This window comes from Armatimonadota bacterium (assembly GCA_016223145.1).
Lineage (GTDB): Bacteria > Armatimonadota > Fimbriimonadia > Fimbriimonadales > Fimbriimonadaceae > Nitrosymbiomonas.
This window is the reverse complement of sequence record JACRPN010000013.1, coordinates 152752-164836: the sequence shown is the minus strand read 5'-3', so window position 1 is coordinate 164836 and position 12085 is coordinate 152752. Positions and strand designations below refer to the sequence as shown.

The following is a 12085-nucleotide window of genomic DNA, read 5'->3' as shown; positions in this document are numbered from 1 at the left end:
GTCTCACCAAACTGTAAGCGAATTCGTGCCCGAACACAAGGCGAAGCAAGGCACGCCGACGATGGGCGGTCTCATCATCCTCGTCGGGTTACTTGCTGCGTATTTCATTGGCATTGAAGGAGGAGCCCTCTTCCCAAACCGGGAGTCGCCAGCCTTCGGGAGTCCTGTTCGAATCGTTGGGAATGCAGTTGCCTGGCCGATACTCCTGCTTGGGTTCGGTCTGATTGGGTTTCTGGACGACTTCGCAGTGCCTAAGCTATTTCCGCCAAAACGAGGGTTGGGTTGGGTTCCGAAGCTGGTCATGCAGTTTGCATGTGCTCTGCCTGCCGCTTGGTACTCGGGCTACACGGATCCGCTAACTGCGTTCGAGGTCTCGTTCGTGATAGTGGCGTTCAGCAATGCCTTCAACTTCTCGGACGGAATGGATGCCTTAGCTGGGGGGTTGGCGGTCATCCTCGGCCTGTCTCTCGCCGGCATAGGGTACTTTTGGCATGCCCCTTTGTGCCAGATGTGGTTGAGCCTGACGGTTGTCGGCGCATCGCTCCCGTTCCTTGTGTTGAACGCTCCGCCGGCGAAGGTCTTCATGGGAGATGTTGGCTCGTTGCCAATCGGTGCAGTGCTTGGCTGGTTGACGTTGCAGTCCGGTGGTCAACATGAACTCCTGCCGTCCTCCCCCGGCTGGGTTGTCTCAGTATTCCTCTTGAGCCTCGTATTGATTGCCGAACTGGTTCCTGTGCCGCTACAGATCCTCTCTGTCAAGTTGCGCAAGAAGCGGTTATTCCCCAAGACACCAATCCACCACGCTTTTGAGTCAGCTGGGTGGTCTGAATATAGGGTCGTCTCTATGTTCCACCTATTCCAGGCGATCGCCTCGTTTGCAGCGATTTCGGTGGCGCAGCAAACGGCACCAAAGCTGTGGTGGATGTGATGACCAGCAAATCCCTCGCCATCCTCGGCCTTGGCAGATCCGGCGTGTCGGTCGCCAAGGCGGCGCTGGAGCTCGGCGCGCGGCCGATGGTTTTCGACGAGCGGCCCATCGTGGGTGCCCCAAAGCAAGAGGCTGCGCGTGAACTCGAAGCCTTGGGTGTGCCGGTGCAAGGCGACTGGAACGGCTCCTTCACCGAGACCGGCTGCGACCTGATCGTCACCTCGCCCGGGGTCCCGATGCGCAGTCCCAGGCTGCAGCAGGCGGTCGAAGAGGGGCTGGAGGTCTTGAGCGAGGTCGAGTTCGCCTATCGCATCTCCAAAGCGCCGATCGTCGCCATCACGGGCACCAACGGCAAGAGCACCACCACCGCCATGACGTGGCTCTGCCTGAAAGCCGTCGGGGTGGACGCGGTGCTCTGCGGCAACATCGCGGGCAGCGGCTACCCCGAGATGCCCCTCACAGACGCGGCCCTGCACAGCACCCCGGACCAGGTTCTGGTCGCTGAGATCAGCAGCTTTCAACTCGAATTCGTCCGCGATTTCAAGCCCATTGCCGCCACGATCACGACCCTCACCGAGGACCACCTGAACCGCTACAAGGGCTTCGCCGAGTACGCCGCGATGAAGCATCGGATCTTCCGCAACATGGCAGGTAGCGGTATCGCGGTGTGGAATCTCGACGACCCCGCGACGAAACCACCGGAAGGGGTGGAGGTTTGGGGGTATCGGGGACAGGGTGAGAATGGTGAGAATGGTGAGACTGGTGAGAATGGTGAGAGTGGGGAGAGGTGTTCCAGCCCCATGGGGCTGGAAACGATTGGTTTCCTGAAGATCTTGGGTCGGGAGATCGCAAAGGCCGAGCTGCCGTTTTCTGAGCCACACAACTACCGAAACGCGCTGTGTGCGGCGCTCTTGGCGTCGGCTGCGCTGGAGCCGCACTCCCAAATTCATCCGCTTCGTGCCGAGCTTCTGGATGGCCTCAAGGCCTTCAAACCCCTTGAGCACCGGATGGAGCTCTTGGGTGAAAGAGGCGGCGTTACAGTCATCAACAACTCGATGTGCACCAATCCCGGCGCCGTGATCGCGTCGAGCCAAAGCGTCGAGGGCCCCCAGAGGCTGCTGATGGGCGGAGAGAATAAAGAGCTTGCCTTTGCGCCGGTCAAGGAGTATCTGGACCAATCTGGGCACACTGCGTACCTCTTCGGCAAGGACGCGCAGAGCATCAACGCGCAGCTCGGCGGCCGATGGCAAGTGTTCGACACGCTTTCCCAGGCATTCTTGGCAGCTTGCATGGAGGCAACACGGGGCGACACCATCATGCTGGCGCCGGGGGTTGCGAGCACCGACCAATTCCTCGACTTTCGCGATCGTGGAGTCCAGTTTCGAGCGATGGCGAAAGCTTGGCTTGACTCCCCTTGAGCCATCTCTCCCATCCCCCTCACCCGGTTCACTGCGTTCACCGACCTCTCCCCGTTGGGGCGAGGTGGAAATCTTCACCCCTGCCTCGCACTTCAGACCTCGGACCTCGCACCTCGCTCTTCGCCCTTCGCGCCTCGCCATGGCGTAAAGCCCCTAGTCGCCGCACTCCATAGCGAATAGCCCAGGACTTGGATATTTCTGCCTCGAGAAACGTCTAAACTAATGAATCGCCCAGGATGGGCGGAAACACCATGAAAGCCAAGGAGTGGCGACCATGAAAAAAAGCGTTTTGATGCGCGATAGCGGGCTGTTTTGGCTCGCCCTTTGTTTAACGTTCGTTGGACTGTTTTTCGTTTTCGACGCGGCCTACCCGCGCTCGATCCAGCGCGACCTTTCGATCCTCCCGCGCGAGTTCTTGATGCAGCTCTTGTTCACGGCTGTGGCGCTGGCTGCGGGGGTCTTCGTTGCGGGAAGAAGCCCCAGAACCTGGCTCAGGGCTTCGGGTTTCCTCTGGCTGCTGACCGTTCTGGCGCTGATTGCCGTGGAGATTCCGGGCATCGGGTACGAGATGAACGGCGCGACGCGCTGGATCAAGCTGGGGCCGATCCCTATCCAGCCCGCCGAGCTCGCAAAGGTCACTCTGATCCTCTACTTTGCCGGGGTTTTCGCGAACCGTAAAGCTTGGCCGGACAAGATCAAGCGGCAAAAGAGCTTTCCGCTCTGGATGGACAACGTGGGCCTGCCCAAGCTCCAGCGCTGCATGCCAGGCATCTGGGCGGTCCTCGCGCTCGCCCTGATCGCGATGGAGCCGGACCTCGGCACCGCTGCCGTGCTCGCCGTGGTCGGCTACCTGATGTGCTGGACCGGCGGCGTCTCCAAAAAGACGATGATCGTGGGAACCGTCGCGGGTCTGCTGATGATGCTGGTGGCCGTCAAGATGGAGCCTTACCGGATGGAGCGGATCATGAACCACTTCCACCGGCACGAAGCAGCGCTGATGGACGACATCGGGTTCCAGAGCAATCAGTCGGAGCTCTCGATGGCGGGCGGGGGCATCCTCGGGATAGGGATTGGCAACGGCCGCGCCAAGCACATCTTGCCCGCGCGGACGACCGACTTCATCGCCTCGACCATCGCAGAAGAGACGGGCTTCTTGGGCTGGCTGGCCGTCGTCGGTTTGCTTGCGGCGCTCAGTTTGAGGCTCTTTCTGCTCGCCCCCAAAGCGCCCTCGAAGTTTGGAGGCTTGGTCTTGACGGGGGTGGGTGCGTGGATCGCCGTGCAATCGGTCACCAACCTGTTGATGGCGAACGGGACGCTGCCGGCCATCGGCATCCCGCTTCCGTTTGTCAGCTCGGGAGGATCGAGCCTGGTCGCCCTATGGGTGGCGATCGGAATGTGCCAGTCCGCGCTGGTCCCCATGCCTGCGCCCAAGAAGAAACAGGAGGAAGCCGTTGAGACTGGCCATCACCGGTGGCGGGACGGGCGGACACGTCTATCCCGCGCTTGAGGTCGCGCGGCAGGCCAGGGAAGACGGCGCGGAGATCGTCTACTTGGGCTCATTGAGGGGCCAGGAATCCGCCGCGTGCCAGAAGCTGGAAATCGTGTTTCGGGGCTTTCCCTCTGCGCCGCTTTACAGCCTCAAGACGCCCCGCGGTTGGAAGAGTCTGGGCGGGCTGATTCGCGCGCGGATCGCCGTCAAGCCGGTGCTGAGAAAGCTGCGCCCTGACGCGGTCTTCTCGACCGGTGGCTATTCAGCGGGACCGGTGGTCAGCGCCGCCCAGGCATTGGGAATTCCTGTGGTCATCCATGAGGGCGATAGCGTGCCGGGTCGGACCAATCGGATGTTCGCGCCGAAAGCCTATGCCGTTGCAACGACGTTTGAGAGCGCTGCGGCGCAGTTTCCCGGATGCAAGGTCGTACGCACCGGGCAGCCGATTCGAAAGGAGCTTCGCGATGCGGCGCGCAACCCTCAGCCGCGCGACCTTCTGCCCCTGATCCTGGTGTCCGGAGGATCGCAGGGCGCTCAAGCCTTGAACGAGGCGAGCCTCGGTGCGGCCCAGCGCATGGTGGGCCGTGCGATGCACTGGCTGCATTCCACGGGAAGAAATCACTTCGAAGCGGTGTTTCATTCGTATGAGAGATTGGGATTGAAAGACGATTACGAAGTGCGTTCCTTCTTGGACGTCGATGCCATGGCGGAGGCCTATTGCCGATCCACGCTCTTGGTGGCGCGTTCGGGAGTGGGGACCCTGTCCGAGGCCGCTGCATTTCGACTGCCGGGGATCTTTGTGCCTTTGCCCCATGCCCACGCCAACCATCAGTACCATAACGCCAAGGAGCTCGAAGCGATGGGCGCGTGCAGCGTGCTGGAGCAGAGCGAAGTGACCCCGGCGAGATTAGAGGCGGAGATTTTGGGCTGGCTAGACGATCAATCTCGCCGCGAGCGCGCTTCTGAAGCGCTGGCAAAATGGGATGTACCGGATGCGACCGAGCGCGTGGTGGCGCTGGTCAATGAGGCGGCGCTGATGGGGAGGAAGCGGTGAGAACCAAACAGGAGATCCAGACCGCGTTCGCACCCGCCGAGACGTTTTCGGCGAGCAAGACCTTCTTTCTGGTTGGGATCGGCGGCGCCGGGATGAGCGGCCTGGCACGGATGCTCAAGAACCGGGGACTCGACGTGCGCGGTTCCGACTCCAACCCGAGCCCGATCACGGCGGAGCTGGAAACGCTCGGCATCCCGGTGCGCATCGGGCACTTTGGCGACGGCATCCGCGAGGGCGACCAACTGGTGCTCTCCGACGCGATCCCGCTCGATGAGAGCCCCGAGGTTGCCGCGGCGCGCAAGTTGGAATGCCCACTCTTTCGGCGCTCACAGCTCCTCGGCTGGCTCTTGCGTGACAAGAAAGTGATCGCCGTCACGGGCACCCATGGCAAGACGACGACCACTGGCATGATCGGCGCGGGCCTGAGGGCGGCGGGAATGGACCCCACGATCGTGGTTGGAGCTGAGGTCCCGGAGTTTGGTGGCGCGGTGGTCGAGGGCCGTGGCGAGTGGGCGGTGGTGGAGGCGTGCGAGGCCTACGACAGCTTTCACGATTTGACGCCGACGATCGTGGTTCTGACGAACCTGGAACCGGATCACTTGGACTACCACGGGACGTTTGAGAATCTGAAGGAGAGTGTGAAGCGGTTCGTTGAAAAGGTGCCAGATGAGGGGGCTCTCCTCTATTGCGGAGATGACTCCGGCGCTGCGGACCTTGCCAAGCAGGTAACTGCCAGGGGAGAGGAGTATCGTCGAGACCAGCTGGTCCAACTCGCGAGCTACGACCCCGATCTATTGATGTTTAGCGTTCAGCAACGAGGCATCCACAACGAATCGAACGCGGCTGGCGCGCTCGTGGCATGCGAAGTTGTCGGGGCCGAGATGGCAAAGTGCGTCATGCCCGTTCTTCGATTTGGCGGAGCTGAGCGCAGGCAGCAGATCTTGCAGGAATCGCCCCTTGAGTTCATTGGGGATACGGTTCGAGGCGTCGACGTCATCGACGACTATGCCCACCATCCCACTGAAGTACGAGCGACGCTCGAAGCCGTCCGTTTTCACTGGTTTCAGTGGCTTCCTGGGCGCAAACGCCTGATCGTCGTCTTCCAACCCCATCTCTATTCCCGCACAGCCGAGCACCTTGAGGCCTTCGCCGAAGCGTTGTCATTGGCAGACCTGGTCGTGCTCACCGACATCTATCCCGCCCGCGAGAAGCCGATGCCGGGGATGAGCGCCGCGCGAATCGCGGAGCTGGTCACCAAACCCGTTCGCTACATCCCGTCGCGGCATCTGCTGCCAAGAGAGGTTGCCAAGATGACCCGTCCCGGCGACGTGGTCGTGGGCATGGGCGCCGGGAATATCTCGGAGTTCGCGCCGGCCCTGGTCGAGGAGTTGAAGCGAATAGGAGGCTATGGGGGCCGGCCGATCGAGGAGTGGGGAAGGCCGCTCAAGGTCGCCGTGATCTATGGGGGCGATTCGGCCGAGCGGGAGGTCTCGCTGCACAGCGGGAGGGCTGTGGCGGAAGCCCTTGGAAAGAAGGGCTACGAATACGACCTATTTGACGTATCCGACCTTCTGCTCTCCAAGGGCGATCTTGCTGCGTTCAAAGGACCAAACCGACCGGACCTGGCCTTTCTTTGCGTCCACGGGACCAACGCCGAAGACGGCGCATTTCAGGGCCTTTTCGAGATGCTGCACATCCCGTACACGGGGTCTGGCCTTCAGTCCAGTGCCATCGCGATGGATAAGCAGCTCACCAAGCAGGTACTGGAGGCGCGGGGCATAAAGGTGCCGATGGGGAGGCTTTTCTCCTCGGTCGAAGAGCTCGATGTCTCCCTCCCCCGACCCCTCCCTTCCCGACAAGCCGGGACTCGGAAGCATTTTCCGCTTCGCGAAAAACAAGGGAGGGGAGAGCTACAAGTGCCCCTCGTCGTCAAGCCCAATGCCCAGGGATCGACCGTCGGGTTGAGTTTTGTTAGGTCGGCTGAGGAACTTGCGACGGCTGTCGAGAAGGCCCTGGCCTACGGTTCTGGAGCTCTGATCGAAGAGCTGATCGAGGGTGTGGAGGTATCGGTGCCCGTGCTGGGAGACCGTGCGCTGCCGCCCGTCGAGATCGTGCCGGATTCGGGACAATACGACTTTGCCGCGAAGTACACACCGGGCGCGACCAACGAAATCTGCCCCGCTCGGTTGCCCGCGGCGATGCTCGATGAACTCAAGCGCATTGCCCTTGAGGCTCATCGGGCGCTTGGATGCAGGGGCGCCACCCGGACCGACATGATCGTGCGGAACGACGACGTGTTCGTCCTCGAAGTGAACACCCTCCCGGGCATGACCCCCACCTCTCTGCTGCCGCGCGCCGCCGGCGTGGACGGGATCAGCTTCGAAGACCTCTGCGATTGGATCGTCCGCAACGCGATGGAGTGCCATGCGAAGGAGACGTAGACGCCGGGCGCCGATCTCCTTCTCGCAGTTCCTTTGGGTCTGCGTGATCGCCAACGTCGCCGCCGGACTCTGGTGGAGCTCCGCGACGTCGGTACGGAGGGTCAAGGTCGAGGGGGCGCCCGAAAAGCTGCGCCCGCTGATCGAATCAGAACTTGCAAAGCTCCGCGCTGTGCCCAGCATGCGGGTGAACCCGAGGGCCATCGAGACGAGAATTCAGGCGTTGCCCAGCATTCGAACCGCCGACCTGCGGAGGTCTGTGTTTGGCTCGGGGACCCTTGCGCTGGTAGCCATGAAGGCCGCGGGCCGGCTTGCCGAGCCCCCAGGGCTCTATCTCAGCGACCGTGGGGAGGTTTTCCGGTCTCCCGAACCCGTCGAGGGTTTGCCTCTGGTAAGCGTTCCCGCCACGGCCCACGCCCCACAACTGGCCCTCGGCGGCCGTTGGAATGCGGGGGCCGCCGCCCTGATCTGCTTGGCCTGCGCCGACTACAAGCTGGCTGGCGCCAGGGGTGCGGCAGCGCGTGTCGTCATCGAGGCCGGAGGCGGCTGCCGCGTGGAACTTCCCGGGCGGGCTCGCGTCGAATTGGGTAGCGCCGCCGGGTTGAAAGGCAAGTTTGCAAAGCTGCAATCGCTCCTTCAGCGAAACCCCTCGCTGCTGGACCAAAATTCTGCGATAAACCTCGTATCCCCAAGCCGTCCAACAGCCGTCCCAAAGAATAGGCCCAACAATCCATGAACCCATTTATTCACCGAGCCACCGGAGCGCCCTGGGTGCTGCCCGTCAGCATGCTTTCGCTGGTTCTGGGGTTCATGATGATCCTCGCCTGGATACCCGTGTCCCGTGAGAGTGGACGCGGCGGCGGGCCGGACATCGACCTTGACCAAAGGCTCAACGCCGCCCAAATCGAGCAGAGCCTGCGCGATGAGTATCAGCGCATGACCGTCGAAGTCAAGAAGCTCCGCGAGGAGAAGACCCAGCTCGAGAACGCGATGGGAGATCAGACCCGGCAGTCCAAGGTCCTGAACGACACCCTGCAGGACACCAAGCTCTTTACGGGTCTGACCGAGGTCGAAGGGCCCGGCGTGACAATCACGCTCAAAGACAGCGAGCGCGCCGATTCGGGCAGCATCCCCAACAACGACCTCATCGTCCACGACGTGGATGTGCTCCGCGTGGTCAACGAACTGCGGGCCTCCGGCGCCGAGGCTATTGCCATCAACAACCAGCGGGTGATCGGGCGGACCAGCATCCGGTGCGTGGGTCCGACCATTCAGGTGGACGGCGTTCCTGTGGCTTCCCCAGTCCGGATTAGGGCGGTGGGAGACCCCGAGGCGATGATCGGGGGGTTGAACCTTCGCAACGGTGTGCTCGACGAGATTCGTCAGGCCGACCCTGCGATGGTGACGCTGGAAAAAGTCGAGCGTCACCACCTTCCGGCCTACGCGGGCGCCACGGCAACCAAGTTCCTCCAGGTTGCGGGGGCAAGCAAGTGATCTTCATACCGGTGGCCGCGCTTCTGCTCGGCGTGCTCTTGGCCAAGTTGATCGGCCTGGGGCCGATCTCAGGGATCGTCGGGAAGTACATCGCGGTGGCTTGCGTGGCAGGTCTGGACTCGCTCGTCGGTGGGATTCGGTCCGGTCTTGAGGGGAAGTACTCGTCGGCGATCTTCGTGACGGGTTTCCTCTCCAACATCGTGTTCGCCTTCTTTTTGGCCTGGCTTGGCGACAAGATCGGCATGAACCTCCTGCTGGCAGCGGTGCTCGTGATGGGCACGCGCATCTTCACCAACCTCAGCCTGATCCGCCGATTCATGCTGACCAAAATGGCCGATGAGCGCGAAAAGCGACGTCTGGCCGACCAGCAGCGACAGGCGCAACCCTCCAAGACCTGAGCCCTTCATGCGATTGACGGCGCGGGGATTGCTAAGCGCGCCTGAATCCGCTATGCTATGAGTTGCCATGCCGTCGAACCGGGGCTGTACCTATGACGCCGCCGGACGCAACGGCCACGAGGACCCTATTCCGCCATGACCGCCAGCCAATCCGTCGTTCTCGATATCGGCAGCACCAAAGTCGCAGCCTTGGCAGGCGAACTCGACGCGTCGGGTTCGGTCAAGGTTCTTGGGTTCGCCATAGAGCCTCATGACGGCGTTCGAAAGGGCGCCATCGTGGACGCAGAGGTCGTGGCTCAGGCCGCCGGTGTAGCCCTTTCCAGGGTCGAAGCGACCTCGGGGCTCAAGGGGACTCCGGTGGTCTTTGGTGTCGGAGGGCGGCAAGGACAGCCGACGCTCGGCCAAGGCCTGGTGCCGATCTTCCCGAGCACACGGGCCATCACGCGCGAGGACGTGCTCCAGGTCGTGAACCATAGCCGACAGGTTGCCCTACCTGACGGCAGGGAACTGGTTCAGGCGATCCCGGCAGAATTTCGCATCGACGGCAGACCGGCGAAGAAGTCGCCTTTGGGGAAGTCCGGTTCAAGGTTGGAAGTTTCGACCCTGCTCATCGGCGTCGAGAGCGCGCAGATCGAGCTGATGGAGCGCATCGCCGAAGCCGGCGGCCGGGCAATCGACCAATTTGTTTACGAGCCCGTAGCCTCGGGGTTGGGCGTTCTAACCTCCCACCAGATGGAATATGGTTCGATCGTCGTGGACATCGGTGGCGATTCGACGGCGGTCGGGGCGTTCGAAGGCGGCACGGCGATTTTTGCCGACACCGTACCACTTGGAAGCAAACACGTCACCTCGGACATCTCCAAGCTCCTGAAAGTCTCACCCGAGGAGGCGGAGGCGCTCAAAGTGTCTGCGGGATGCGCGATCGCGGCGATGGTGCCCGAAAATGAGTCCATCATGGTGCTCCAAATGGGCCAGATCGAGCGCCGATCCATGCAACGGAAAGTCTTTTGCGAGATCGTCGAGGCCAGGATGCGCGAGATCGCGAAGATGGTACGCGAGGCTCTTGAGCGCGGCGGGTGCCTTGATCGGGCGCCCGGCGGGATGGCTGTGACCGGTGGCGGTTCCCAGATGAAGGGCATCACCGAGCTCTTTGAGACCACCATTCCGGGCGTGAAGGCCAAGCCGACCGTGCCCCATTTCAGGGGCCATCACGCGGCAGAAGCCTCGCGGCCCGAACTCGCGACCTGTGCCGGGCTGGTGCGCTATGCGGTCGAGTCGTGCAGCGATGACCTGTCACCGGCGGTCTCGGACGGTAGTTGGGGAGAGCGCATCCGGACGCTGATGTCGCTTCTCGGAAGAAAGGCCTGACATTTTTGCGAGAGGGACTGGCGTTTTCCACATCCCCCGCAGGTAACCTTCCGACTCCAGTTTTTGCGATTTGCATGGGCTGATTTGATCGTTGGATCTCATGGACCGAGATCGCGCCGCGGGGCGCGGAAGGCAGGAGCCTTTCTCATCATTCGCCGCTAGACCTTGTCGCAGCGAGGAAGGAACTATTGTGAACCCAGGAAACGCCGTCATAAAAGTCATTGGAGTGGGCGGGGGCGGAATGAATGCCGTCAACCGCATGATCGAAGCGGGCATCCAGGGCGTGGAGTTCATCGCGATGAACACCGACGTCCAAGTGCTCGACCTTAGCCGGGCCACCAAGAAGGTCCAGCTTGGTGGCGACCTTACGCGGGGCCTTGGTTCGGGCGGCAATCCTGAGATCGGCAAATCGGCAGCTGAGGAAAGCAAGAACGAGATCCGCAAGGTTCTCGAAGGCGCGGACATGGTGTTCATCACCGCCGGCATGGGCGGCGGCACCGGAACGGGCGCGGCCCCTGTGGTCGCCGATCTTGCCCGTGAAATCAACGCGCTGACCGTGGCGGTTGTGACGAAGCCGTTCGGGTTCGAAGGTCCGAAGCGCTTCCGTGTCGCGGATAACGGCATCACAGCGCTGACGGGCCGCGTGGACACGATCATCACGATTCCCAACAGCCGCATCCAGTCGGTGGTCGAGCGGCGCACCCCGCTCAACGAGGCGTTCCGCGTGGCCGACGACGTGCTTCGCCAGGGCGTCCAGGGCATCAGCGACATCATCACGATCCCTGGCACGATCAACGTTGACTTTGCCGACGTGCGCGCCGTCATGAACAACGCCGGCCCAGCCCTGATGGGCATCGGTTTCGGAGTAGGCGATCAGCGAGCCCTCCAAGCCGCGCAGAGCGCCACCAACAGCGCCCTTCTCGAGCAGTCGATCAACGGTGCACGAGGCGTGCTGGTCAATATCACGAGCAACGAAGAACTCACGCTTCAAGAGGTTAACGAGGCGATGGAGTACATCCATGGCCTGTGCGATTCCGACGAAGCCAACATCTTCTTTGGCACGGTGGTCGATCCGAACATGGACGGCTCTGTACGAATCACTGTGCTGGCGACAGGATTCGAGCCCGTGTCGCGTGAAGCCACGCCCACTCTCTTCGAGCCGGAGCGCGCCGTAGTGGTCGAGCGATCCCACTTGTCGCCCGTGGCCAATGCGTTCAATGCGATCAGCAAGACCCAGATTCCCCCGGTTCCCAATGCCGGAGACCCCGTGATGGTGACCGACCGTGGAATCACCGCCGGCCGACGCGGTGAGTTGGAAACACAAGCCGTTTTTGACGAAGAGGACCTTGAGATTCCGGCGTTCATTCGCGAGCACAGCGCCCGCCAATAGGCTCCAAGCAGCAAATCAAAGGCCCCTGCCGAACCTCGGCAGGGGCCTTTTGTCCTTGGTCGCCAAGAAATTGGCAGAAAGTCCTTGGCATTTTCGAAAACATGTGCC

10 protein-coding genes are annotated in these 12085 nt (G+C 62.1%); all 10 read left to right on the top strand.

Annotated features, from left to right (window positions below; translation table 11 throughout):
• Positions 1-25: 25 nt before the first annotated feature.
• The 10 genes from HZC36_12430 (at position 26) to ftsZ (ending at position 11977) form a co-directional block, all read left to right on the top strand.
• Positions 26-928 carry a hypothetical protein gene (locus HZC36_12430; protein MBI5707782.1) on the top strand — a complete coding sequence of 301 codons (903 nt, stop codon included), beginning with the start codon at positions 26-28 and terminating at the stop codon, positions 926-928.
• Positions 928-2346: a UDP-N-acetylmuramoyl-L-alanine--D-glutamate ligase gene (gene murD, locus HZC36_12425; protein MBI5707781.1), complete on the top strand. Its 1419-nt coding sequence runs from the start codon at positions 928-930 to the stop codon at positions 2344-2346. Before HZC36_12430 ends, murD begins: the two co-directional genes overlap by 1 nt.
• Before the next feature lie 274 nt (positions 2347-2620).
• A complete protein-coding gene (locus HZC36_12420) occupies positions 2621-3853 on the top strand; it encodes an FtsW/RodA/SpoVE family cell cycle protein (protein ID MBI5707780.1) in 1233 nt (410 codons plus the stop codon).
• A complete protein-coding gene (gene murG, locus HZC36_12415; protein ID MBI5707779.1) occupies positions 3798-4889 on the top strand; it encodes an undecaprenyldiphospho-muramoylpentapeptide beta-N-acetylglucosaminyltransferase in 1092 nt (363 codons plus the stop codon). The genes HZC36_12420 and murG overlap by 56 nt, the downstream gene beginning before the upstream one ends.
• On the top strand, positions 4886-7330 hold the full coding sequence (gene murC, locus HZC36_12410) for a UDP-N-acetylmuramate--L-alanine ligase (protein ID MBI5707778.1): 2445 nt from the start codon (positions 4886-4888) through the stop codon (positions 7328-7330). Before murG ends, murC begins: the two co-directional genes overlap by 4 nt.
• Positions 7314-8063: a hypothetical protein gene (locus HZC36_12405; protein MBI5707777.1), complete on the top strand. Its 750-nt coding sequence runs from the start codon at positions 7314-7316 to the stop codon at positions 8061-8063. The genes murC and HZC36_12405 overlap by 17 nt, the downstream gene beginning before the upstream one ends.
• Positions 8060-8821 (top strand): DUF881 domain-containing protein, encoded by a 762-nt coding sequence (locus tag HZC36_12400; GenBank protein MBI5707776.1) that lies wholly within the window; start codon positions 8060-8062, stop codon positions 8819-8821. Before HZC36_12405 ends, HZC36_12400 begins: the two co-directional genes overlap by 4 nt.
• Positions 8818-9219 (top strand): small basic family protein, encoded by a 402-nt coding sequence (locus HZC36_12395; protein ID MBI5707775.1) that lies wholly within the window; start codon positions 8818-8820, stop codon positions 9217-9219. Before HZC36_12400 ends, HZC36_12395 begins: the two co-directional genes overlap by 4 nt.
• A gap of 135 nt (positions 9220-9354) precedes the next feature.
• Positions 9355-10587, top strand: a complete 1233-nt coding sequence (gene ftsA / locus HZC36_12390; GenBank protein MBI5707774.1) for a cell division protein FtsA — start codon at positions 9355-9357, stop codon at positions 10585-10587.
• Between the two features lie 100 nt (positions 10588-10687).
• Complete coding sequence (ftsZ, locus tag HZC36_12385) at positions 10688-11977, top strand: cell division protein FtsZ (protein MBI5707773.1); 1290 nt, start codon at positions 10688-10690, stop codon at positions 11975-11977.
• The last annotated feature ends 108 nt before the right edge of the window (positions 11978-12085 follow it).